Genomic DNA, 22435 nt, shown 5'->3' with positions numbered 1-22435 from the left:
TAAGGGTCAAACCGGTGCCGGACTGTCGCCGGGCAGGTCGATACTGGGCGCGTGGGGGACCTGGAGATGCACTTCCTCGGCCACTCGACGGTGCGCGTCGAGCTGGCCGGGCACACCGTGCTGACCGATCCCCTGCTCACCGGCCGCGTCGGGCCGCTGCGCCGGGTGGTCCCGCCGCCGGGCCCCGAGGCCTGGGCCGGCGTCGACCTGGTGCTCGTCAGCCACCTGCACGGCGACCACCTGCACCTGCCCTCGCTGCGCCTGCTCGGGCCCGACGTCCGCGTCGTCGTCCCCCGCGGCGCGGGCGCGTGGCTGCGCGCGAAGGGCTTCCGGCACGTCGTCGAGGTGCTGCCCGGCGAGGCGTTCACCCACGGCGCCCTGCGGGTGACCGCCGTCCCCGCCGACCACACCGGCCACCGCTGGGGCCCGCGGCTCACCCACGGCCCCGACACCACCGCGGTCGGCCACCTGGTCGAGGGCGGCGGTCGCACCGTCTACGTCAGCGGCGACACCGACCTGTTCGACGAGATGCACCTGCTGGGCGACCGCGGGGTCGACGTCGCGCTGCTGCCCGTGTGGGGCTGGGGCCCCACGCTCGGCCCCGGCCACCTCGACCCGGACTCCGCGGCCGAGGCCACCGCCCGGCTGCGCCCGCGGGTCGCCGTCCCGGTGCACTGGGGCACCCTCGCCGTTCCCGGCGGCACCGTGCTCCCGGGCCTGCGCGGCCGGGTGCGGCCCCTGCTGGTCGAGCCGCCGCGCACCTTCGCCGCCGCCGTCGCCGCACGGGGCCTCGACACCCACGTGGCGGTCACCGAGCCCGGGCAGCCGGTGCTCCTACCCCCGCCGCCGGACGTCGGGGAGGTCGCGGCGTGAGCACGGGCGCGCTCGCGGCGGGCTGGACCGACGGGTCGATCGGCTACCCCGTCCTGTTCGGCGGCGTGCTGCTCGGCTCGATCGTGCCCGTGGTCCCCACCGGCGCCGTCGTGGGCGCCGGCGCGGCCTTCGCGATGACCGCTCACGAGCTCAACCTGCCGGTGGTCGTCCTCGTCGCCACCCTCGCGGCGTGGACCGGCGACGTGGTCACCTTCGCCATCTGCCGGTTCGGCGGCCCGGCCGCGGTGCGCTGGGTGGCCCGTGGCCAGCACGCCGAGCGGATCGAGGAGGTCCGCGAGCAGTTCCGCCGGCACGGCTGGCAGATCATCGTCGTCGGCCGGCTGCTGCCGGCCGGTCGGATCCCGGTGCTGCTCGCCGCGGGTGCGCTGGCCTACCCGTGGCGGCGGCTGCTGCCCGCGTCCCTGCTGGCCGCGGCCCTGTGGGCGCTGGCCTACGCGCTGCTCGGCGTGGTCAGCGGCGGCATCTTCGACTCGCCGCTGACCGCGGTCCTGCTGGCCACCGTGCTCGTGCTCGTCGTCGGCGCGGTGCTCAACCTGGTGAGCGCGCGGCGCCGGAAAGCGCCCGAGCCCGACCGCGAGCCCGATCCCTCGACCTGCGGACCGGCATGAGCGCACCCGCTGCGCCCGGCCGGGTCCTGCAGCGCGGCCGGACGCCGGCCCGTGTGCTGCTCACCTGGGCGGCGAGCACCGCCGCGCTGGTGGCCCTGGACGCCTGGCTCGAGGACTTCGCGATGGCCGGCCCGTGGCAGCCGCCGGTGATCGCGCTGCTGCTGGGCGCGCTGACCGCCCTGGTGTGGCCGCTGGTCATGCGCGTGGCCCTGCCGCTGGCCTTCTTCACCTTCGGCCTGGGCAGCTTCCTGCTGCTGGGCGCGGCAGTGCTGGGCCTGTCCTTCGTCATCCCCGGCGTGGTCATCGAGAACCTGCGCACCGGCGTCGCCGTCGGCGTGGGCATGGCCGCCGTCTCCGGGCTGGTCAGCAGCGTGCTGGCCATCGACGAGGACGAGCTGTTCTTCCGCCGCGCGCGCCGCCGCGCCCGGGCGAGCGCGGACGGCGAACGGCGGCCGCCGGGCGTGCTGTTCCTGCAGATCGACGCGCTGTCCTACGACACCGCCCGCCGCGCCGTCCGGGACGGCTCGATGCCCCACCTCGCCGCCTGGCTGCGCTCGGGCAGCCACACGCTGACCTCCTGGCACACCGACTGGAGCTCGCAGACCGGCGCGTCGGTGATGGGCATCCTGCACGGCTCCAACCACGACATCCCCGGGTTCCGCTGGTTCGACAAGGACCGCGGCCGGATCGTCCGCGTCTCCTCGCCGGTTGACGCCGCCGAGCTCGAGCGCGCGCACTCCGACGGCCGCGGCCTGCTCTCCGGCGGGGGCGCCAGCCGGGGCAACCTGTTCACCGGCGACGCGACGCACGTCAGCCTCACCATGAGCTCGCTGGCCCACGTCGTCCCGGCGTCGAGCCGGCGCGCCCGGCTGGCCCGGGAGCGGGTCGGCTCCGGGTACTACGCCTACTTCGCCAACCCGGTGAACGGGCTGCGCACCATCGCCGTCTCGGCCGTCGACGTCTACCGCGAACTGGTCGCGGCGGCCCGGGAGCGGCGCGCCGACGTCCGGCCGCGGGTGTCGCGCGGGGGCTTCTACCCGCTGGCCCGGCCGGCGACGACGGTCATCGCGCGCGACGTCGTCGTCTTCGCCCTGCTCGAGGACGTGATGGCCGGCCGGCCGGTCGCCTACGCGGACTTCCTCGGCTACGACGAGGCCGCCCACCACGCCGGCCTGGAGCGCGCCGACAGCCTGGCGGTGCTGCGCAGCATCGACCAGCAGATCGGCCGGCTGCACCGCGCCACCCAGCTGGCGCCGCGGGAGTACCACCTGGTGTGCCTCTCCGACCACGGGCAGACGCAGGGCGAGTCGTTCGCCGGCCGGTTCGGGGAGTCGGTCGAGGAGCTCGTCGGCCGGCTCTGCGGCGGCGGGGAGCTGCCCGAGCCGCACCTCACCGGCCCCCGGGACAGCCGCCGGCTGACCGAGGGCTGGCAGGTCGGCGCCGCGCTGGCCGAGGGTGGCGTGATCGCCCGCCGGCTGCGCGAGCGGGTGGAGCGCGCCGAGGCCGTGCCGCACTCCCACGAGCTGCCGCAGGACCGCGAGGAGCACGGGCCGCGGGTGGCGCCCGGCGTGGTCGTCGCCGTCTCCGGCCACACCGCGATGGTGTCCTTCGCCGACCTCCCGGGCCGGGTCTCGCTGGAGGAGATCGAGCGGCACTGGCCCGAGCTGCTGCCGGGCCTGGTCGACCACGACGGCGTCGGGTTCGTGCTGGTGCACTCGGAGGAGTACGGGCCGGTGGTGCTCGGCCGCGACGGGGTGCACCGGCTGGCCGCGGGGATGGTGATCGGCGAGGACCCGCTGGCGCCGTACGGGGAGCACGCGGCGGCACTGGTGGCCCGCGCATCGACGTTCCCGCACTGCGCCGACGTCGTCATCAACAGCCGCTACGACCCCGACACCGACGAGGCCTCGGCCTTCGAGCCGCACGTCGGGTCGCACGGCGGGCTGGGCGGGCCGCAGCAACACGGTTTCCTGCTGTACCCGCGCTCCTTCCGGCCGCCCGGCGAGGTGGTCGGCGCCGAGCAGCTGCACCGGGTCTTCCGCGGCTGGCTCACCGACCTCGGCCACCCCGAGCCGACCGGCGCGGACGCCGTCGTGGGTCCGCTGAGCGCGACGGCGCTGCGGGAGTCCGGCGTGGCGGTGTGACGGCCGGCGAGACACCTGGTGACGGTCACGTGAACTCGGTCGCGCCCGCTGGCGCCGGGATCGGGGCCTCGCGGAAGGTGGGCCGATGCGACCCGATGCCCGCGCCTGGTTCGAGGACCGCACCACCTCCGCACCCTCGCTCGACGCCCTCGACCTCGACGCCCTGCTGAGAGCCAAGCGCCGCGGGCAGCACCGGGTCAGCGTCGTCCTGCCGGCCCGCAACGAGGAGGCGACGGTCGGCGGGATGGTCGCCGGGCTCCGCGAGCACTGGGTGCTGGGCACGCCGCTGGTCGACGAGCTGCTCGTCGTCGACTCCGACTCCACCGACGCCACCGCCGAGGTGGCCCGCGCCGCCGGCGCCGACGTCGTCTCCACCACCGAGGTGCTGCCCGGCCACGGCACCCGCCCCGGCAAGGGCGAGGCGCTGTGGAAGTCGCTGGCCGCCACCACCGGCGACCTGGTCGTCTTCCTCGACGCCGACCTGCTCGGCGACGTCACCCACTACGTCCCCGGCCTGCTCGCGCCGCTGCTCACCGAGCCGCAGGTCGACTACGTGAAGGGCTGCTACACGCGGCCGCTGCAGGTGGACGGCGTGAGCGTCCCCGCCGGTGGCGGCCGGGTCACCGAGCTGACCGCGCGGCCGCTGCTCAATGCGCTGTGGCCGGAGCTGGCCGGGTTCGTGCAGCCGCTCGGCGGGGAGTACGCCGGGCGGCGGGCGGTGCTCGAGCAGGTGCCGTTCGTCTCCGGGTACGGGGTCGAGGTCGGGCTGCTCGTCGACCTGCTGCGGCTGACCGGGCTGGGCAGCCTGGCCCAGGTCGACCTCGGCGTCCGCCGGCACACCTCGCAGAGCCAGGAGGCGCTGGGCCGGATGGCCGGGCAGGTGGTGTCGACCGTGCTGTCCCGGGCCGGGGCGGCGCTGCAGGCGGAGGCCGGCGGGCTGCTCACCCAGTTCCGGCACGACGGGCTGGGGTTCGTGCCGCACAGCACGCCGGTCACCGTCGACGAGCGCCCGCCGATGATCACCGTGCCGGAGTACCGGGCCCTCTGCGCGGAGGAGGTCGGCTGACGCGGTCGGGAGCATCGCAGCGAGCGAGGGGCGGACCGGCCGCGGATCCCGACCGTGTCCTCGGCGGCTGACACGGCGGGATACCGCGGACACGCCCGGGCGGGCAATCGGCAGGACTCCCCCTGTGCGAGAAGCCGATCACCCGGCATCCTGGCGCGACGGGGGTCCCGTGCCGACAACGAGGTCGGCACCCGACAAGGGGAGACGCGTGCGCCCTGACGTCCGGCGCTGGCTGCGCCACCGCACCTTCACCGCTGACACCTGGCAGGCCGAGGAACTGGCCGCCGAGAAGCACGAGTGGGGGACGACGGTCAGCGTCGTGCTGCCCGCCCTCGACGAGGAACGCACCGTCGGCCAGATCGTCGGTGCCATCCGCGAGGCGCTGGTCGACCGATGTCCGCTGGTCGACGAGCTCGTGGTCGTCGACAGCTGCTCCACCGACCGGACGGCGGAGGTCGCGGCGGCCGCCGGTGCCCGCGTCGTCCACGTCGACACGATCCTGCCCGCCCACGGCAGCCGACCGGGCAAGGGTGAGGCGCTGTGGAAGTCGCTGCACGCGACCACCGGCGACCTCGTGGTGTTCGTCGACGCCGACCTCATCGGCTTCGACCCGCGGTTCGTCGTGGGCCTGCTCGGCCCGCTGCTCACCGACCCCACCATCGGCTACGTCAAGGCGCTCTACGACCGGCCGCTGACCACGACCGACGGGATCGTGCCCTCCGGCGGCGGCCGGGTCACCGAGCTGGTCGCCCGGCCGCTGCTCAACGCGTTCTGGCCCGAGCTGTCCGGCTTCGTGCAACCGCTCTCCGGCGAGTACGCCGGCCGCCGGGCGCTGCTGGAGGAGGTGCCGTTCGTCTCCGGCTACGGCGTGGAGTTCGGCCTGCTGGTCGACCTCGTCCGGCTGGCCGGCCTCGACGCCCTGGCCCAGGTCGACCTCGGCACCCGGCAGCACACCCACCAGGCCGACGCCGCGCTGGGCCGGATGGCCGGGCAGATCCTGCAGACGGCCTTCGCGCGGCGGCCCGGCGCCGGGCGGCCCAGCCGGGACCTGCTGCAGTTCATGCGCACCGCGGACGGCCTCGAGGGAGTCAGCTGGGACGTCAGCGTCCTCGAGCGGCCACCCATGCGCTCCGTACGGGCCACGGACGGCAGCGCGGAGCCGGGCGCATGAAGATCCTCATGGACGCCGGGCCCTGGCTGCCGGTGCCGCCGCCGGGTTACGGGGGCCTGGAGAACGTCGTCGCCACGCTGACCGCCGAGCTGCGCGCCCGCGGGCACACCGTCGTCCTGGCCTCGGTCGGGGACTCCACGCTGCCGGTGGACGGGCTGGTCAGCGCCTTCCCGAGCGGCCGGTTCGAGCTGCTGGGCGGGCCCTACCCGCAGGTGGTGGGGACCGCGCACGCCCACGAGCACGTGGTGCAGGCGACGATCGCCGAGCACGCGCTCGCCGGCGAGCCCTTCGACCTGGTGCACACCCACGTCGAGGTGGTCGGCCCGGCGCTGCTGGGCAGCCTGGGCGACGCCGCTCCCCCGGTGCTGGCCACCCTGCACTGGGACCTGCACCGCAACGCCGAGTTCTACGCGGGCTTCGACGGCCGCGGCCGGGTCTTCTTCGCCGGCGTCTCCGACAGCCAGGTGGCGCGGGCGCCCGAGCGGCTGCGGGGGCAGGTCCTGGGCGCCGTGCCGCTCGCCGTCCCCGTGGACGACGTCCCCCCGGTTCCCCGCGCCGAGCGGACCGACTCGGTGCTGGTGCTCGCCCGGCTGTGCGAGTCCAAGGGGATCGACACCGCGCTGCGGGCCTGCCGGGCGGCCGGGGTGCCGCTGGTGCTCGCCGGTCCGGTCGGCGGGCTGCCCGACCGCAACGCGCTGGCCGCCGCCCTGGCCACCCCCGGCCACCCGGCCCGCGCGCACCCCGACGTGGCCTGGTTCCTCGAGCACGTCGACCCACACCTGGACGGCGTCGCCGCGCGCTGGATCGGCAGCGTGGGCGGGGAGCAGAAGGCCGACCTGCTGCGCACCTCCCGCGCCGTGCTGTTCCCGATCCGGTGGGAGGAGCCCGGCGGCACCGCGGTCTGCGAGGCGCTGGCCGCCGGCACCCCGGTCGTCGCGATGGCCCGCGGCTGCCTGCCCTCGCTGGTGGAGGAGGGCCGCACCGGGTTCCTCGCCACCGACGAGGACGGCTTCACCGCCGCGCTGGGCCGGCTCGACGAGATCGACCCTGAGGTCTGCGCCGCGGAGGCCCGCCGGCGGTTCGCCCCGGCGGTGATGGCCGCCGGCTACGAGCGGCTCTACGCCGAGGCGCTGCGACGGGCGCGCTCGACCATGCCCGCACCGCGCATCCCGCCGGCCGGGCAGGACGCCGTCGTCGGCCGGAGCTAGACCCCGGTCACCCGCACGGCTCTACCGCTGCGCGCGGAGTCGGCGATGGCCACCGCCACCCGGTGGGTGCGCAGCGCCTCGGCGTAGTCGACGAGCGCCGCCGGCGGCGCCGCGCCGGCGAGCAGGTCGACGAAGGCGCGGTCCACGGCGGTGCGCGCGTCGACGGCCGGCTCGGTGCGCTCGGTGCCGGCGGCCGTGGTGACGGTCAGCGCGGTCTCGGTGAGCTCGACGGCCGCCCCGTCGCAGACGACGTCCAGGCCGGCGCGGACCTTGGCCGGCAGCGAGCAGGCGGCGGTCACCGTGCCCACCGCGCCCGAGGCGAAGGTGAGCAGCGCGGCGGTCGCGTCGTCGACGTCCCGCCCGGCGGCGCTGGACGGCGCCGCGGCCGCCCGCACCTCGACGACCTCCCCGGCCAGCAGCCGGGCCAGGTCGAGCACGTGGGTCAGCTGCTCGACCACCTGCCCACCGGAGGACTCCGCCCGGGCCCACCACGCCGGCGGCGGCACCTTGTCCAGCCACGTGGCGCCGACCAGCCGCGGCCGGTGGGCGGCGCACACGGCGCGGGCCGCGGCCACCGTGTCCAGGTGCCGCCAGTGGTAGCCGGTCGCGGTGGGCAGCCCGGCGGCGGCGACCGCGGCGGCCACCTCCTCGGCCACCGCCAGCCCGGTGGCCAGCGGCTTCTCGACGAGGAACGGGATCCCGGCACGGACCGCGGCCAGCTCCAGCTCCCCGTGGGCGAACGGCGGCACGCACAGCCAGATCCCGTCGAGGGACTGCCGCAGCAGGGTCGGGACGTCGTCGACGACCGGGACGCCGAGGTCCCCGGCGAGCGCCGCGGCGGCTCCGGGGACGACGTCGGTGACGCCGACGAACTCGACGTCGGGGAACCCCGCCAGCGTGCGGGCGTGCCGCGCCCCCACGCCCCCGGCTCCGACCAGACCGACCCGCACCGTCCCCATGACCAGCCTGTTGCCCACGCGGTCCTGCCGGGAACCGCCCGGTGCGGCACGATCGGCGGGTGTCCTCCCCCCGGCCCGCGACGCCTCCCCCGCCGCCCGCCGCGGTGCCCGCCACCGTCCGCTGTCCCGGCTGCGGGTCGGTGCTGGCACCGGCTCCCGGGGAGGACGCCTCCCCCACCGCGGCTTGCGCGCGGCTGTTCGAGGAGACGCTGCGCGGGCTGCGTGAGGAGGCAGCCGCCGACCCTCGGGCGGCGGCCGCGGTCGCCCTGGCCGACGACGCGTACGCGGTGCAGCACGCCGACGGGAGTGCGCCGCGGCTGGCCGGCCTGGCCGCCCGGCTCGGCGAGCCGGCACCCGCCGGTGTCCCCGCAGCCCCGCCCCCGGCGTGGCGCACCACGATCGCCGACGTCGCCGCCGACCTCGACGTCATCGACCTGCCGGTGCTGGTCGAGACGTGGGCCCGCACCGTGCTGGCCGACCGCACCGGGACGGGGACGGGCGCGTGAGCCGCGCACCGCGCCGCTTCTACGCTGCGTTGTTATCCTGACACGGTGAGTGATCTCGGTGACCGGAGGGCGCGGAAGAAGGCGCAGACCCGGGCACTGATCCGGGACACCGCGCGACGGCTGTTCGCCGAGCGGGGCTTCGAGGCGGTCACCACCGCCGACGTCGCCGCCGCCGCGGACGTCGCCGTCCAGACGGTGTTCAACCACTTCTCCGGCAAGGAAGACCTCTTCTTCGACGGCCGCACGCCGTGGGTCGACGGGCCGGCGGAGGCCGTGCGCTGCCGTCCCGCGGGGGTGACCCCGCTGGACGCGCTGCACGAGTACCTCACCTCACGGGTGGCCCTGCAGGTCCGCCGGCGGGCCACGCCGGCCGGCCGCGAGTACATCGCCACCGTCGAGGCCTCGCCGACGCTGTCGGCGTACGAGCGCGAACTGCACCACCGCTCGATCGCCCTGCTGACCGACGCCCTGGTGGAGGCGTGGGCCGAGGACGGCTCCGCGCCGTCGGTGCCGAGCGACCCCCGGACGGCGGCCTCGGTGACCGCGGCGGTCTGGCTGGCCGCCGTCCGGACGCTCATCTGCGAGCAGCGTCGGAAGCAGGACGCCGCCACCGGCGACCCGGAGCAGGGCGCCGCGGTCGCGTGCACGGTCGCCGACCACGTCCTGTCCGGCCTGCGCCGCGCCGGCTGACCGGCGCCGCGCCGGCTAGACGGCGGCGCCCTCGTGGGCCGGCTGCAGGATCGGCAGCAGCACCTCGTCGACGACGTGCCGCAACTGCTCCTGCGTCAGGACGCCGTTGGCCGCGGTGAGCCGCTGCCACCAGAAGGCCTCGAGCACCGAGCCGAGCAGCGCCAGCCGCGCCTCGGGCACGTCCTGCCCACGGTGGGCCTGGCGGGCGCCGATCTCGGCGACCGCGGCGGCCAGCGGCTGCACCAGGGCGGCGTCGAGGCCCGCGCGCAGGTCCTCGTCGTGGCGTGCGGCGCCGACCAGGCTGGCGGTGGCCCGCTCCTCACGGTCGAGGGGGCGGCGCCAGCGGTCCACCAGCGCGGCGAGGTCGTCCCGGAGGGAACCCGTGTCCGGCGGGACGCGCACCAGCGTGAACCGGCCGACGGCCGAGCGGGCCATCGCGGCCATCGTCGGCCACCGCCGGTAGATCCCGGCCTTCCCGGCCCGGGCACGCGCGGCGACACGATCGCTGTTGAGCCGCCCCCAACCCTCCTCCGCGAGGATGTCGACTGCCACCGAGAGCAGCTGGTCGGAGAGCTCGGCGCTCAGGGGGCGACCCGGCGTTCCTGTCACGCCGACGCCCGGACAAAGGTGGACCTCACCGCGTCATCGTGGCCGTTGACTGGAGTCACCACAATGACCGCAACCCAAAACCACCCGAAGTTTCTTTAGGGACTCAACCCAATCGGGCAGCATGGCCTGGACGGCCGCCACCCGATCGTGTGGACGTCAGGCGCCGGCGGCGCTCTCCACGTGGACCTGCAGGCTCGCCCCGTCGTCGGTCAGCCAGCCCTTGCCGCGGGCGTACTCGACCATCCCGTCCCACTGCCGCGCCCAGTCGTCGGCGCCGGCCTGCGGCTCCGCGGCGGCCCGCAGCGCGGCGACGTCGAGGAACCCGGTCTCGGCGTCCTGCAACCGGCCGAGCCCCGCCTCCCGCAGCGCGGTGTCGGCCTCCTCGTCGGTCACCGCCCCGAGGGCCAGGTGCAGCCGCGTCAGGTCGTCGACGTCCACGACCTTCACCTCGGGCACCTCGTCGGTGCCGCCCACCACCTCGACGATCATCCTGTCCTCCTCGCTGGGACCCTCTCGGCCGAGAGTCCCCTCACACGTGCCAGGGGAAACGGGAGAAGTCGGGGTCGCGCTTCTCCAGGAACGCGTCGCGGCCCTCGACGGCCTCCTCGGCCATGTAGGCCAGCCGGGTGGTCTCGCCGGCGAACAGCTGCTGGCCGACCAGCCCGTCGTCGATCAGGTTGAACGAGTACTTGAGCATCCGCTGCGCGGTGGGGCTCTTGGCCACGATCCGGCGTCCCCAGTCCAGCGCGGTGGCCTCCAGCTCGGCGTGCGGCACGACCCGGTTGACCATGCCCATGCGGTGCGCGTCCTCGGCGGAGTACTCGTCGCCGAGGAAGAAGATCTCGCGGGCGAACTTCTGCCCCACCTGGCGGGCGAGGTAGGCCGAGCCGAAGCCGCCGTCGAAGCTGCCGACGTCGGCGTCGGTCTGCTTGAACCGGGCGTGCTCGGCGGAGGCGAGGGTCAGGTCGGAGACGACGTGCAGGCTGTGCCCGCCGCCGGCCGCCCAGCCGGGGACGACGCAGAGGACCACCTTGGGCATGAAGCGGATCAGCCGCTGCGCCTCGAGCACGTGCAGCCGGCCGCTGCTGCGTCCCTTGTCGTGCTCGTAGCCGTACCGGCCGCGCACGCGCTGGTCGCCGCCGGAGCAGAACGCCCAGCCGCCGTCCTTCGGGCTGGGGCCGTTGCCGGTGAGGAGGACGCAACCGACGTCGGTCGACAGCCGGGCGTGCTCCAGCGCGGTGATCAGCTCGTCGACGGTCTGCGGGCGGAAGGCGTTGCGCACCTCCGGCCGGTCGAACGCGATGCGCACCACCCCCGCGTCGACGGCGCGGTGGTAGGTGATGTCGGCGAAGTCGAAGCCCTCCACCGGCTGCCACGCCGCGCTGTCGAAGATCTCGGAGACGTCGTCGCGGGCGGTCATGCGCTCGAACCTAGTGGCCCCGCTGCGCCGGTCACTCAGGGGACGACGGCGTCGAGCACCTCGGTCCCGGGGGCCGCGGGGGTGCCGGTGAGGCCGCGGCCTCCCTCTCGCTCCTCGTCAGCAGAGCGGTCCCGGTCCCGCCGGTGCTCATGGTCGCGCTCGCGGGGGACCCGGGACTCCGCGGTCGCGCTCGGCGCGGACGGGGCCGCCTCGCGGTCGGACGGCGCGGCGGTGGACGGCGCGGCCGTGGAGGGCGCGGCCGAGGACGGCGCGGCGGCCGGGGTGGGCGTCCTCCGGTCGGCCTGCGGCGCGGGCGCCGTCCGGTCGGGCTGCGGCGCGGGCGCCGTCGGCGCGGTGGCGGTCCCGCCGGCGGCACGAGGGGCGGGGGCCCCGGCGGCCGTGCGAGGCGCGGACGTCGCACCGGGCGACGCCGCGGGCGCGGCCGTCTGCGGCACGGTGCCCGGAGCGGCCGACGAGCTGCCCGGGGCGACCGCCGGGGCAGGCGCGCCGGCGTCGGGCGTCGGGCCGGCGTCGGGCGTTGGGCCGGCGTCGGGCGTCGGGCCGGCCCCCGGAGCCGTGCCGGGCTCGGCCTGCGAGGTGCCCTCGGCACCTGCGGGGTCCGTCGGGGTGCTGCTGGCCCGGACCGCCGTCCCGATGCCGTCGGCCGCACTCCGGATGCGAGCCGACTCGCTCCCGGACGCCGCGGGGGCCCCGCCGGCGTCCTGGCTCACCACGAGGACAGCGGCGGCACCGACGAACCCGACGAGGAACACCAGCACGAGCCGCACCCGCGCACGGGATCCGCGACCGCTGTCAGCTGCGCGGTGGCGAGGGCGAACGGACAGGGCGGGCTCCTCGGATCGGTGACGACGCGCACCTCAAAGTAACGGTTTGGTCACGCTGAGGACACCCCTGCCGGCGGAGTGCGCTCCAGGTCACGGCAACAGGCCGCCGACCACGTCACCCGCGCCCTCGGTCACGTCGCCGACGACCCCGCCCGCGCCGTCAGTGACGCCGTCGAGCAGGTCGCCGACGTCCTCGCACACGCAGCCGTCGTCGTCGGGCGGGCTCCCCGTGCCACCGCCGGGCGTGCTCCCCGAGCCGCCGGCCGACCCGCCGCCACCGGACCCGCCGGTCGACCCGCCGCCACCGGACCCGGCGGTCGACCCGGCCCCACCGGAGCCACCGGTCGAGCCGTTGGCACCCGACGGTCCGCTCCCGATCGAGCTCCCACCCCGGTCCCGCTCGGGCCGGCTCGCCGGCGCGGAGCCGGACCCCCCGGCGCCGGAGCCCCCGGACGACCCCCCGGAGGCGGTCCCGCCCGACGACCCACCGGAGGACGACCCCCCGGAGGACGACCCGCCCGCCGAGGTGCGCCGCGGCGCGGGCGCACCGGCCGCCACCGTCGCCTCCCCACCGGCGGACGCCGCCGCCCCGGGACTCCCCGGCACGGGCGGGACCCCGGCCACGGTCGGCGCACCCGGCACCGCCGCGACCTCGGCTGTGACGTCGCCCTCCGCCGACCGTCGCGCACCGGCCGAGGTCGGAGCCGGCGTCGCGGTCGAGGTCTCCGGAGCACGGGCCGCGGTGCCGACGCCCGCCCGGGGGACGTCGGTGGGGTCCTCGGAGCCGCCGAGCGTGCCGTTCCCGGCAGAGCCCGCCGGGGACGGCGCGACCGCGATCATGACCAGGGCCGCCGCGCAGAGGAACCCGGCGAGGAGGAGCAGCGCCAGCGAGCCGCGGCCGCCGGCGCGGTGGCGCAGGTGCCGCGCGCCCGTGCGGCCCAGGCGCACTCCCGCGGCGGTCAGGTGACGCGGTCTGCGGGAGATGGCCGACTCCTCCGTGGCGCGACGGGACGGCGCTCACGGTAAGCGCGACCGCACGCATCGGCACCTCGAGCGCGGGACCTGCGGGGTAGCGTCGACTCGTGCCCGAGCCGCCCGCCGTGCGGATCGGCACCGCGAACATCGCCTCGGGGCGCGGCGCCGCCGGAGCGGTCCTCTCCCCGGCCGAGCTCCGCGCGGCCGCCGGCGGGCTCGACGTCGACGTGCTCGCCGTGCAGGAGGTCGACGCCGGCCAGCCGCGCTCGCAGCGCACCGACCAGGCCGCCGTCCTGGCCGAGGGGCTCGGCGCGGCGCACTGGCGGAGCGCCGTCACCCTCACCGGCACGCCCGACCCGTTCCGCAGTTGGACGGCGGCCGACCCCGCGGTGCGCGGGCCGCACCCGGACGGCGCCGGACCGGTCTACGGGCTCGCGCTGCTCAGCCGGCTGCCGGTGGTGGAGTGGTCGGTGCTCGGGCTGGGGACCGGCCGGGCCCGGCTGCCGGTGCGCGACCGCGAGGGCCGGCGGTGGTGGGTCCCCGACGAGCCGCGGATCGCGCTGGCCGCGCGGCTGGCGCACCTCACCGTCGTCACCACGCACCTGTCGTTCGCGCCGCACACCGCCGTCCGGCAGCTGCTGCGGCTGCGCCGGTGGGTGGCCGGGCTGCCCGGCCCGGTGGTGCTGGCCGGCGACCTCAACCTGCCCGGCACCGTGCCCGCGCGGCTGGTCCGGGCCGCTCCGCTGGTGCGGGCGCCGAGCTTCCCCGCCGTCCGGCCGCGGGTGCAGCTGGACCACGTGCTGGCGCTCGGGAACGGCCTGCGGGCCCGGGACGGCGGGTCGCAGGAACTCCCGGTCGGCGACCACCGCGCGCTGACGGTGACGGTGACCCCCGCCTGAGCCGCCGGTTCCCGCGGGGACCGACGGGGACCGGGGTCAGAACAGCAGGTCGTGCAGCCGGGTGAGGGACGCCTCGAAGCCCGGGTGCAGAGGCACCGAGGCGAGGTCGGCCAGCGCGATCCAGGCCACCCCGTCGCTCTCGCCGTCCAGCCGCAGGTCGGCCGGCTCGATGCCGCGCAGCGGCCGGGCCAGCACCGTCGTGTACGACCAGCCGCCGTGGTCGTCGACCGAGGAGGCGCCGAGCTCCAGGTCGTCCGGCAGGAGGCCCAGCTCCTCGCGGACCTCCCGCAGCGCGCCGCGCTGCGGCGTCTCGCCGGCGTGCAGCGCGCCGCCGGGCGTCCCCCACGTCCCGCCGTGGTGGGACCAGGTGGCCCGGTGCTGCAGCAGCAGCTCGGTGCCCTCGGCGCCGTCGCGGTGCACGAGCAGCCCGGCCGCACCGAGCAGTCCCCAGTGCCGGTGGCCGAACGAGCACGTCACCCAGCCGTCGGTGGAGGAGAACACGCCCCCAGTGAACCCCGAGCGGAGTGGCAGGGCGCGGAAAACGCGCCCCTGCCACTCCGCTCCCGCGTGCGTGACAGGCTCGAGGGCGTGCGCGTCGCCGTCTTCACCGGGTCCCAGAGCGGGCCGTCCTCCCACCAGCAGGCCGCCGCCGACCTCGCCGCGGGCCTGGCCCGGGCCGGCGTCGGCATCGTCTACGGCGGGGGGCACGTCGGCCTGATGGGCGTCGTCGCCGACGCCGCGCTGGCCGCCGGCGGCGAGGTGGTCGGCGTCATCCCGCAGCACCTGGTCGACGACGAGCTCGCCCACCCCGGCCTGCCGGCGCTGGAGGTCGTCGGCTCGATGCACGAGCGCAAGGCGCGGATGGCCGAGCTCGCCGACGCCTTCGTCGCCCTGCCCGGTGCGGCCGGCACCCTCGAGGAGCTGTTCGAGGCCTGGACCTGGGGGATGCTCGGGCTGCACGCCAAGCCCACCGTCCTGGTGGACGTCGACGGGTTCTGGCAGCCGCTGCTGACCCAGCTGCGCCGCATGGTGGACGACGGCTACCTCGACGGCCGCCGGCTGGACGCGCTGGGCGTGGTGACCGACGCCGAGGGCCTGCTGGCGTTCGTCGCCGGCTACGAGCACCCGGCCCGGAAGTGGACGCCGACCCCGCCGTGACCCCGCCGAGGTGACCGCACGCCGGGCCCTCGGCGCGCCGACCCCCTAGCGTCGGCGCTCGTGGAGCGCTGGGACGTCGTCGTGGTCGGCGGTGGCCCGGCCGGCTCGGCGGCCGCGCTGGCCGCCCTGCGCACCGGCGCGTCGGTGCTGGTCGTCGACCGGGCCGAGTTCCCGCGCGACAAGGTCTGCGGCGACGGCGTCGCACCCGAGGCGCTCGACGTCCTCGCCGCGCTGGGCGTCGACCCCGCGCGCCTGGTCGCCGGGTCCCCGCCGGTGCCGCGGCTGGCGCTGCGCTCCCCGGGCGGCGCCACGGTGGACCGGGCGCCGGCCCGCCCGTCGCACGTGGTCCCGCGCGCGGTGCTCGACGGGCGACTGCTCGCGGAGGCCCGCGCCCGCGGGGCGGCGTTCCGGCGGCACGTCGTCCGGACCCTGCGGCCCGACCCCGACGGCGTCACCGTCGACGGGGCCATCCGCGCGTCGGTGGTGGTCGGGGCGGACGGCGCGGAGTCCGTCGTCCGCCGGGCGCTGGGGCTGCGCACCCACCGGCCCGACCGGCTGGCCGTGGCGATCCGCGGCTACGCCCCGGAGCTGCCGGGCCAGGCCGGCACCCTGCTGCTGGTCACCACCGAGCAGCGGTGGCCGGCCTACGCGTGGTCGTTCCCGCTCGGCGGCGGGCGGGCCAACGTCGGCTACGGCGAGCTGGTCTCCGGCGGGGCCACCCGGGCCGCGCTGGTCGACGGGCTGCACCGGCTGCTGCCCGGCGTGGCCCCGGGGCCGCTGCGGGCGCACCGGCTGCCGTTGTCGACCGGCCGGCCGCGGCTGCCCGACGGCCGGGTGCTGCTCGCCGGCGACGCGGCCGGCCTGGTCAACCCGCTGACCGGCGAGGGGATCTTCTACGCGGTGCTGTCCGGGGCGCTGGCCGGCATCGCCGCCGCGGCCGGGCCGGGCGCGGGTGCGTGGCACCGGGCGCTGCTGGACCGCAGGCTGGCCGGACACCTGCGGTCGTCGGCGGTGGCGTCCTCGCTGAGCCGCTGGCCCGCGGTGATGGACGCCGCCGTCCGCGCGGCCGGCGCCGACCAGCGGGTGTTCGACGACGTGGTGGCGCTGGGCCTGGCCGACGGCCGGCTGCGCGCCCGCACGCTGGCCGCGGTGGCCCGCCGGCTGCTGACCTGAGCGCCACCCCCTCCGCCCGCGCCACCGCACACCCCGTCTCCCGCCGTCCCTCCGCCGCGTTGATCCCGGGGTCGTTGCCGGCGACACGGGCGGACATGCCGCAGAGCCCGGCAACCAGCCCATGGTCAACGGGAACTGGGACGTGGGGTGGGAGGCGTGCGGCCGGGGGCGGCCGTCAGGACGGCGGTGCGGCCGGGGAGAGCAGCGCGGCGTAGTCGTCGGCCGACAGCGGCGCCGCGGTGAGCTCCCCCGACGGCAGGGGCGCCTCCACCCGCTCCCCGTCGATGGTGAGCACGACCGCGTCCACGCCCGGCACGGTGGTGGCCGACAGCACCACCTGGGCCACCGCGCGGCGACCCGCCAGCCCGGTCGGCGCGTCCACCGGGCCGGTCAGGTCGATGGTGGCGGTGCCCTCCGCGACCTCGGTGACGGCCAGCCGGACGTCCGGGGGCAGGGCGGTCGACAGCTCCAGCTCGCGCTCGTCGGCCGTCGGCCCGGCGGCGAGCTCCCCGAGCAGGTCACCGAGCCGGTCCCGCAGTGACGGACCGGTCACCTCCCGCGGCCGCGGGACGAGGGTGTCGTCGCGGGCCACGAGGTGGATCCGCGACGCCTCGGCCATCGGCTCGGGCTCGGCCGGCGCCGTCGCCGTCGGGCTCGGCGAGGACAGCCCCTGCGGGACCTCGGACTCCGGGATGGTCTCCACCGGCCCGCCGGTCGGGACGCCGCACCCGGCCAGGACGGCGACCAGCGCGCCGGCGAACAGCCCGCGCCGGCCGATCACCGCGAGCTCCCGGGTACCGACAGGCTGAACCGGGCGCCGCCGTCGGGCGCGGTGCTGCACCAGGCGGCGCCGCCGTGCCGGGCGGCGGTCTCGGCGACGATCGCCAGCCCGAGACCGGCGCCGGGCAGCGAGCGGCGGGCCGCGCGCGGTCCCCGCGCGAACCGCTCGAACACCCGCTCCCGCTCCTCCGGCGGCACCCCGGGCCCGGCGTCGTCCACGCTCACCACCACGGTGTCCTCGCACCGGCGCACGTACACCGCGCACGGGCCCCCGGCGTGCCGGTCGGCGTTGTCCAGCAGGTTGCGCACGGCCCGCTCCAGGCCGGTCTTGTCCCCGACCACCGTCGTCTCCTCGTCGGGATCGGCGGCCAGCAGGCCCACGTCCCGCCCGCTCGCGGCCAGCACCTCACGGACCAGGGCGGTCATCGACACCGGCGCGGACCGCTCGCAGGGCGGGGCGCCGTCGAGCCGGGCCAGCTCCAGCAGGTCGTCGAGCATCTGCCGGAACCGGGCCAGCTCACCCTCGACCAGCGTCAGCGCCTGCTCGGCCCGCGGCGCGAGCTCCGGCCGGCGGGCGGCGAGCACCTCCACCGCCGTCACGACGCCGGTCAGCGGGCTGCGCAGCTCGTGGCTGACGTCGGCGACGAACCGGGCGTCCCGCTCGATCCGCGCGGCCAGTGCGTCGACCATGCTGTTGAAACTGGCCACGATCGCCACCAGGTCAGGGTCGTCGGTCGGCGGCAGCCGGGTGGCCAGCTCCCCGCCGGCGATCCGGGTCGCGGCGGCGGCGACCTGCTCCAGCGGCGCGACCGCCCGCCGGCTGGCCCACACGCCGAACGCCGCGCCCGCCGCGGTGGCGGCAAGGGCCCCGGCCCCCAGGACGGCGGCCAGCGTGCGCAGCACCTGCTGCAGCTCGGTCAGCGGCGAGAGCTCGTAGAACTCCACCCCGGCGGCCGGGACGGGGGCGCCCACCAGCAGGGCGGGGCCGGACGCGGTGTCCACGCGGACGGTGCCCGCGGACCCGTCCGCGACGATGGCGCGCAGCTCGGCCGGGACGTCGCGCGCACCGACGTCCAGGCTGGAGGAGTACCAGGCGTCCTCGCTGCGGACGACGACGTCGGCGCCGCCCGAGGGCACCAGCTCGGCCACCGCCTCGCCCACGTCGGTGCCTGCGGTGGCCAGCCGGCTGCTGAGCACGTTGGCGTCGGCGAGGGCCTGCCGGGTCAGGGACCGCTCCCGCTGGTCGATCAGGTACCCGCGGGCCAGCAGCCAGGTCGTCGTCACCAGCACCGCCGAGACCAGCAGCGCGCCGGCGGCGAAGCCCAGCACGATCCGCGCCCGCAGCCCCCGTCCCCCGAGAGGCCGCCTCACGGTGCCCCCGGGTGGCGCCGGGCGCTCACTGCGGGTCCAGCCGGTACCCCAGCCCCCGGACGGTGACCACGATCCGCGGCGCGCCGGGGTCGAGCTCGACCTTGGTGCGCAGCCGCCGGATGTGGACGTCGACGATCCGCTCGTCGCCGAAGAAGCCGTGCGACCACACCCGCTCGAGCAGCGCCTGCCGGCTGAACACGCGGCCGGGCGCGCTGGCCAGCTCGCACAGCAGCCGGAACTCGGTGAGGGTGAGCGGCACCTGCTCGTCCCCGCGGTGGACCGTGCCCCGCATCTCGCGCAGCACCAGCGGCGCGGCCGGGTGCCGGTCGAGGACGACCTCGGGCGTGGAGGCGTTGTCGTGGGCGCTGCCGCTCCCCGCCCGGCGGCGCAGGGCGCGCAGCCGCGCGGTGATCTCCTTGACCTGAAACGGCTTGGTCACGTAGTCGTCGGCGCCGGCCTCCAGCGCGGCGACGATGTCGAGGGTGTCGGCACGGGCGCTGACGACGATGATCGGCAGGTCGTGGTCGCGGCGGACCTCGCGGATGACCTCGAAGCCATCCATCGGGCCGAGCATCAGGTCGACCACCATGAGGTCCGGCGCGGCGGTCGCCACGACCGCGACCGCCTCCTCCCCGCTCACGGCCTCCGCGACGTCGTAGCCCTCGTCCTCCAGCGCCCAGCGCAGGGCAGTGCGGATCGGGTCGTCGTCCTCGACGACCAGGAGTCGCGGTGCCACTCGGGCCATGCTGCCACCGGCCACCCGGGGTTCGGCCGGTCGTCACCGGATCGCAAACCAACTCCCGGCGGGATCGCAAACTCCTCCCACGACTCTGTCAGGAGGCGCACGCAGGATCGCGCCCACTGCACGGAGGAGGACTGCACATGACCCTGGCCCCGGCGAGAGCTCTCCCCCGTCCGGACGTCGACGAACGGACGGACGTGGTGACCATCCACCTCGACGACGCCCTGCTCGCCGACGGGCTGGCCGACGTCCGCTGGCTGCTGCACGACGCGCTGCTGGCCGGCGCGCGGCGCGTGGTGGTGGACCTCTCCGACCTGACGCACCTGTCCAGCCCCGCGGTCGCGAGCTTCCTGTGGGCGCACCGCACCTGCCGGGCCCGCGGCGGGGCGGTGGTGCTGCGCGGGGCCAACCGGCGCACCGAGGACCTCCTGCGCCGCACCGGCCTGTGGCATGTGATGGCCGTCGAGCCGGCCGCGGTCGCATGAGCGCGCCGTCCCTCACCGAGGTCGTCGACCGGCGCGCCGGGCTGATCCGGGCCAGCGGGACGCTCACCTCGCTGGGCGCCGACCTGCTGCGCGGGACCGCCGACGGGCTGCGCGGCAGCGGGCACGTCCGCGTGGTGCTCGACCTGCGGGGCGTGCGGGCCGCGGACGCCGACGGGCTGGACATCCTGCGCGAGATGCGCCGCGACTTCGCCGCCGACGGGGGTGAGCTGCTGATCCGGGCCTGACCCGCGGTTGCCGCCCGGCCCGCCCTCCGCTGCACTGTGGGGTGGCCGTCGACACCCTGGAGGCCAGCCGTGCCGGAGAACGAGCGCCTCAGCCAGGACGTACCCGCCTCCCCCGAGGCGCAGCAGCAGCGGACCCGACGGTGGAGCATCGTCGGTCCCGGCATCGTCGTCGCCGCGACCGGCGTGGGGGCCGGGGACCTCGTCGCCACCCTCATCGCCGGCTCGCGGTTCGGCTACGTGCTCATGTGGGCGGTGGTCCTCGGCGTCGTCGTGAAGATCGCGCTGGCCGAGGCGACCGGGCGCTGGCACCTGGCCACCGGGTCGACGATCTTCGCCGGCTGGCGGTCGCTGGGCCCGTGGACGTCGGTCTACTTCGTGGTCTACGTGGTGGTCTGGGGCTACGTCTACGGCGCCACCGCGATGACGTCGTCCGCCCTGCCGCTGGCCGCGCTGTTCCCGGCGCTGGGCATCCCCGGGTGGGGGATCATCTGCGGCCTGGTCGGGCTGGCCTTCGTCTGGTTCGGCAACTACCGCCTGTTCGAGAAGGCGATGACCGTCCTCATCGGGGTCATGTTCGTCGTGGTCGTGGGGCTGGCCGTCCTCGTCGTCCCGGACGTCGGCGCGGCGGTCAGCGGCCTGGTCCCCCGGCTGCCGGAAGGGTCGGCGGTCTACACGCTGGGCCTGGTGGGCGGCGTCGGCGGGACGATCACGATGGCCGCCTACGGCTACTGGGTCAACGCCAAGGGCTGGCGGGACGCCTCGTGGATGAAGGTCATGCGGCTGGACAACCGGGTCGCCTACATCACCACCGGCGTCTTCGTGGTGGCGATGCTGATCGTCGGCGCGGAGCTGCTCCACGCGAGCGGGATCGCGCTCACCGAGGGCGACCGGGGCCTGCTCGACCTCGACGAGATCCTGCGCGACCGGTTCGGCGACGTCGTCGGCACGCTGTTCCTGGTCGGCTTCTTCGCGACGTCGTTCTCCTCGCTGCTCGGCGTCTGGCAGGGCGTCAGCCTGCTGTTCACCGACTTCGTCCGGACGTCGAAGCGGGCGTCGGGGCAGCTGGCGGAGGGGCCGGCCGAACGCAGCTGGCCCTACCGGGGCTACCTGCTGTGGCTGACCTTCCCGCCGATGCTGCTGCTCTTCCTCGGCCAGCCGTTCGCGCTGGTCGTCGCCTACGGCGCGCTGGGCGCGTTCTTCATGCCGTTCCTGGCGCTGACCCTGCTGTGGCTGCTCAACAGCCGGCGGACGCCGGAGCGGTGGCGCAACGGCTGGCTGTCGAACACTCTGCTCGCCGGGGCCGGGTTGCTGTTCGTCGTCCTGTGCGTGAACGAGCTGACGAACCTGGGCTCCTGAGCGGACGGGTCAGTCGCCCGGCTCGGCCGGCTCGTCGGCGTCCTGCTGCCGGCGGAAGCGCAGGGACTCCAGCAGCACGTAGCCGAACAGCACGCTCCAGGCGAAGCTGAGGAAGGCCTCGCCCCACTCCGCGTCCACCACGTGCAGCACGAGCTGGACCAGGCTGTACGCGAGCGCGACTGCCGCGAGGACCTGCACGCCCCGGTTGCCGAACCAGGGCGGGCGGAGCGGAGCGGTGGCCACGGCGCCACGCTAGTCCGGTGCGCCGGGACGACTCGAGTGCCGCGGTCCCGACCCGCCCGACGACCGGCACGGGCCGGCAGGCAGGCGGCGCGTGAACGACCCCGCGGCACGGCGTCCCGCCGATACGATTCCCCGGCAGCCCGCCGTTCGGCGGAAGAGGTGGCCATGACGTCGGCACCGGACACCCTGGGCAACCGGCAGCTCCTGCGCTCCAGCGGCGCGCTGCTCCTGGGCGGGTTCCTCTTCACCACCGTCGTCACCGTGCTGTTCCACCCCGGGGGGAACGAGGACGTCCACGAGGACGTCTTCGCCAGGTACGCGGCGAGCGCCGCGTGGGAGTGGGTCCACTTCGCCCAGTTCGTCGGCGTGCTGGCGGCCCTCGGCGGGCTCATCGTCCTGCACCAGGTGCTCCGCCCGCAGGCCCGGCGACTGTCGACCTTCGCCGCCGGGACGACGGTGGCCACGGTCGCGGTGTGGGCCGTGCTGCAGGCCGTCGACGGGGTGACGCTGAAGCAGGCCGTGGATGCCTGGGTCGCCGCCGACGGACCCGAGCGGGCCGTCCGTCTCGGGAACGCCGAGGTGGTGCGCTGGACCGAGTGGGGCCTGCAGAGCTACTTCCGCGTGACGCTGGGCGTGGCCCTGCTGCTGTTCGGCGCGACGATCCTGACCACCCGCGCCCTGGCGGCCTGGACCGGCTGGCTGGCCCTGCTGGCCGGGCTCGTCTCGGTCGTGGTCGGGGTCGACGTCGCCTACAGCGGCCTGCAGAGCGCCGTCCAGACGCTGGCCGTGCCGGCGTTCCAGCTGCTCGTACTGGCCTTCGCCGTCGGCGTCCTGGTCTCCGCCCGCAGGGAACGTCCGGGGGGCCGGTGACCGCGAGCGGTCACCGGC

At 76.6% G+C, this 22435-nt stretch carries 25 protein-coding genes; 15 read left to right on the top strand and 10 right to left on the bottom strand.

Features of this window, described 5'->3' with window-relative positions; genetic code table 11:
• The first annotated feature begins 51 nt into the window (after positions 1-51).
• The 6 genes from ACI79D_RS20025 (at position 52) to ACI79D_RS20000 (ending at position 7091) form a co-directional block, all read left to right on the top strand.
• A complete protein-coding gene (locus ACI79D_RS20025) occupies positions 52-873 on the top strand; it encodes an MBL fold metallo-hydrolase (RefSeq protein ID WP_456920234.1) in 822 nt (273 codons plus the stop codon).
• On the top strand, positions 870-1502 hold the full coding sequence (locus tag ACI79D_RS20020; RefSeq protein ID WP_456920233.1) for a DedA family protein: 633 nt from the start codon (positions 870-872) through the stop codon (positions 1500-1502). The genes ACI79D_RS20025 and ACI79D_RS20020 overlap by 4 nt, the downstream gene beginning before the upstream one ends.
• Entirely contained in the window at positions 1499-3646 is a 2148-nt protein-coding gene (locus ACI79D_RS20015) for a phage holin family protein (protein WP_456920232.1), read from the top strand. Before ACI79D_RS20020 ends, ACI79D_RS20015 begins: the two co-directional genes overlap by 4 nt.
• A gap of 85 nt (positions 3647-3731) precedes the next feature.
• Positions 3732-4712: a glucosyl-3-phosphoglycerate synthase gene (locus ACI79D_RS20010; protein WP_456920231.1), complete on the top strand. Its 981-nt coding sequence runs from the start codon at positions 3732-3734 to the stop codon at positions 4710-4712.
• 208 nt (positions 4713-4920) lie between these two features.
• Positions 4921-5883, top strand: coding sequence for a glucosyl-3-phosphoglycerate synthase (locus tag ACI79D_RS20005; protein WP_456920230.1), 963 nt, complete (start codon positions 4921-4923; stop codon positions 5881-5883).
• Positions 5880-7091, top strand: coding sequence for a glycosyltransferase (locus ACI79D_RS20000; protein ID WP_456920229.1), 1212 nt, complete (start codon positions 5880-5882; stop codon positions 7089-7091). The genes ACI79D_RS20005 and ACI79D_RS20000 overlap by 4 nt, the downstream gene beginning before the upstream one ends.
• Here ACI79D_RS20000 and ACI79D_RS19995 read toward each other — a convergent pair.
• On the bottom strand, positions 7088-8068 hold the full coding sequence (locus ACI79D_RS19995; protein WP_456920228.1) for a Gfo/Idh/MocA family protein: 981 nt from the start codon (positions 8066-8068) through the stop codon (positions 7088-7090). The genes ACI79D_RS20000 and ACI79D_RS19995 overlap by 4 nt on opposite strands.
• 41 nt (positions 8069-8109) lie before the next feature.
• Here ACI79D_RS19995 and ACI79D_RS19990 point away from each other — a divergent pair, with 41 nt between their 5' ends.
• Positions 8110-8556: a DUF5946 family protein gene (locus tag ACI79D_RS19990; protein WP_456920227.1), complete on the top strand. Its 447-nt coding sequence runs from the start codon at positions 8110-8112 to the stop codon at positions 8554-8556.
• Between the two features lie 45 nt (positions 8557-8601).
• Positions 8602-9246 carry a TetR/AcrR family transcriptional regulator gene (locus ACI79D_RS19985; RefSeq protein WP_456920226.1) on the top strand — a complete coding sequence of 215 codons (645 nt, stop codon included), beginning with the start codon at positions 8602-8604 and terminating at the stop codon, positions 9244-9246.
• A gap of 15 nt (positions 9247-9261) precedes the next feature.
• Here ACI79D_RS19985 and ACI79D_RS19980 read toward each other — a convergent pair whose 3' ends face one another.
• From ACI79D_RS19980 to ACI79D_RS19965, 4 genes are all read right to left on the bottom strand, one after another.
• The gene (locus ACI79D_RS19980; protein ID WP_456920225.1) at positions 9262-9855 is read right to left on the bottom strand and encodes a TetR-like C-terminal domain-containing protein; all 594 of its coding nucleotides are present in this window, start codon (positions 9853-9855) and stop codon (positions 9262-9264) included.
• Between the two features lie 156 nt (positions 9856-10011).
• Positions 10012-10344, bottom strand: coding sequence for a hypothetical protein (locus ACI79D_RS19975; RefSeq protein WP_456920224.1), 333 nt, complete (start codon positions 10342-10344; stop codon positions 10012-10014).
• A gap of 40 nt (positions 10345-10384) precedes the next feature.
• On the bottom strand, positions 10385-11275 hold the full coding sequence (locus tag ACI79D_RS19970; RefSeq protein WP_456920223.1) for a 1,4-dihydroxy-2-naphthoyl-CoA synthase: 891 nt from the start codon (positions 11273-11275) through the stop codon (positions 10385-10387).
• A gap of 35 nt (positions 11276-11310) precedes the next feature.
• Positions 11311-12063 (bottom strand): hypothetical protein, encoded by a 753-nt coding sequence (locus ACI79D_RS19965; RefSeq protein WP_456920222.1) that lies wholly within the window; start codon positions 12061-12063, stop codon positions 11311-11313.
• A 1139-nt stretch (positions 12064-13202) separates the two neighbouring features.
• On the opposite strand from ACI79D_RS19965, the gene ACI79D_RS19960 reads away from it, so the two are divergent.
• The gene (locus ACI79D_RS19960; RefSeq protein ID WP_456920221.1) at positions 13203-13994 is read left to right on the top strand and encodes an endonuclease/exonuclease/phosphatase family protein; all 792 of its coding nucleotides are present in this window, start codon (positions 13203-13205) and stop codon (positions 13992-13994) included.
• A gap of 36 nt (positions 13995-14030) precedes the next feature.
• Here the strand turns inward: ACI79D_RS19960 and ACI79D_RS19955 are convergent, their stop codons facing one another.
• The gene (locus ACI79D_RS19955; RefSeq protein ID WP_456920220.1) at positions 14031-14495 is read right to left on the bottom strand and encodes an NUDIX domain-containing protein; all 465 of its coding nucleotides are present in this window, start codon (positions 14493-14495) and stop codon (positions 14031-14033) included.
• An 87-nt stretch (positions 14496-14582) separates the two neighbouring features.
• On the opposite strand from ACI79D_RS19955, the gene ACI79D_RS19950 reads away from it, so the two are divergent.
• Positions 14583-15152 (top strand): LOG family protein, encoded by a 570-nt coding sequence (locus ACI79D_RS19950; protein WP_456920218.1) that lies wholly within the window; start codon positions 14583-14585, stop codon positions 15150-15152.
• Positions 15153-15212: 60 nt separating this feature from the next.
• Entirely contained in the window at positions 15213-16325 is a 1113-nt protein-coding gene (locus ACI79D_RS19945; protein ID WP_456920217.1) for an NAD(P)/FAD-dependent oxidoreductase, read from the top strand.
• A gap of 175 nt (positions 16326-16500) precedes the next feature.
• On the opposite strand, the gene ACI79D_RS19940 is transcribed toward ACI79D_RS19945, so the two are convergent.
• From ACI79D_RS19940 to ACI79D_RS19930, 3 genes are read right to left on the bottom strand one after another with little or no spacing between them, the layout of a single operon-like run.
• Positions 16501-17106: a GerMN domain-containing protein gene (locus ACI79D_RS19940; RefSeq protein WP_456920216.1), complete on the bottom strand. Its 606-nt coding sequence runs from the start codon at positions 17104-17106 to the stop codon at positions 16501-16503.
• Positions 17103-18476, bottom strand: coding sequence for a sensor histidine kinase (locus ACI79D_RS19935; protein WP_456920215.1), 1374 nt, complete (start codon positions 18474-18476; stop codon positions 17103-17105). The genes ACI79D_RS19940 and ACI79D_RS19935 overlap by 4 nt, the downstream gene beginning before the upstream one ends.
• A gap of 25 nt (positions 18477-18501) precedes the next feature.
• Entirely contained in the window at positions 18502-19221 is a 720-nt protein-coding gene (locus ACI79D_RS19930; protein WP_456920213.1) for a response regulator, read from the bottom strand.
• Between the two features lie 137 nt (positions 19222-19358).
• Between ACI79D_RS19930 and ACI79D_RS19925 the strand changes: the two genes are divergently transcribed.
• The 3 genes from ACI79D_RS19925 to ACI79D_RS19915 all read left to right on the top strand — a co-directional run bounded on the left by ACI79D_RS19925 (position 19359) and on the right by ACI79D_RS19915 (position 21304).
• Positions 19359-19703: an STAS domain-containing protein gene (locus ACI79D_RS19925; protein WP_456920212.1), complete on the top strand. Its 345-nt coding sequence runs from the start codon at positions 19359-19361 to the stop codon at positions 19701-19703.
• Positions 19700-19948, top strand: a complete 249-nt coding sequence (locus tag ACI79D_RS19920; RefSeq protein WP_456920211.1) for a hypothetical protein — start codon at positions 19700-19702, stop codon at positions 19946-19948. The genes ACI79D_RS19925 and ACI79D_RS19920 overlap by 4 nt, the downstream gene beginning before the upstream one ends.
• A 69-nt stretch (positions 19949-20017) precedes the next feature.
• Entirely contained in the window at positions 20018-21304 is a 1287-nt protein-coding gene (locus ACI79D_RS19915) for an Nramp family divalent metal transporter (RefSeq protein WP_456920210.1), read from the top strand.
• 9 nt (positions 21305-21313) lie between these two features.
• Here ACI79D_RS19915 and ACI79D_RS19910 read toward each other — a convergent pair whose 3' ends face one another.
• Positions 21314-21547, bottom strand: a complete 234-nt coding sequence (locus ACI79D_RS19910) for a hypothetical protein (protein ID WP_456920209.1) — start codon at positions 21545-21547, stop codon at positions 21314-21316.
• 165 nt (positions 21548-21712) lie between these two features.
• On the opposite strand from ACI79D_RS19910, the gene ACI79D_RS19905 reads away from it, so the two are divergent.
• The gene (locus tag ACI79D_RS19905; RefSeq protein ID WP_456920207.1) at positions 21713-22417 is read left to right on the top strand and encodes a hypothetical protein; all 705 of its coding nucleotides are present in this window, start codon (positions 21713-21715) and stop codon (positions 22415-22417) included.
• The last annotated feature ends 18 nt before the right edge of the window (positions 22418-22435 follow it).

Source organism: Geodermatophilus sp. SYSU D00708 (genome assembly GCF_054050115.1).
This window is presented reverse-complemented; position numbering and strand designations above follow the sequence as displayed.

Coding starts and splice junctions, on each gene's coding strand:
- ACI79D_RS19970 (WP_456920223.1), bottom strand. CDS start 11,275: ATGACCGCCCGCGACGACGTCTCCGAGATCTTCGACAGCGCGGCGTGG.
- ACI79D_RS19925 (WP_456920212.1), top strand. CDS start 19,359: ATGACCCTGGCCCCGGCGAGAGCTCTCCCCCGTCCGGACGTCGACGAA.
- ACI79D_RS19975 (WP_456920224.1), bottom strand. CDS start 10,344: ATGATCGTCGAGGTGGTGGGCGGCACCGACGAGGTGCCCGAGGTGAAG.
- ACI79D_RS19930 (WP_456920213.1), bottom strand. CDS start 19,221: ATGGCCCGAGTGGCACCGCGACTCCTGGTCGTCGAGGACGACGACCCG.
- ACI79D_RS20010 (WP_456920231.1), top strand. CDS start 3,732: ATGCGACCCGATGCCCGCGCCTGGTTCGAGGACCGCACCACCTCCGCA.
- ACI79D_RS19905 (WP_456920207.1), top strand. CDS start 21,713: ATGACGTCGGCACCGGACACCCTGGGCAACCGGCAGCTCCTGCGCTCC.
- ACI79D_RS19920 (WP_456920211.1), top strand. CDS start 19,700: ATGAGCGCGCCGTCCCTCACCGAGGTCGTCGACCGGCGCGCCGGGCTG.
- ACI79D_RS20015 (WP_456920232.1), top strand. CDS start 1,499: ATGAGCGCACCCGCTGCGCCCGGCCGGGTCCTGCAGCGCGGCCGGACG.
- ACI79D_RS20000 (WP_456920229.1), top strand. CDS start 5,880: ATGAAGATCCTCATGGACGCCGGGCCCTGGCTGCCGGTGCCGCCGCCG.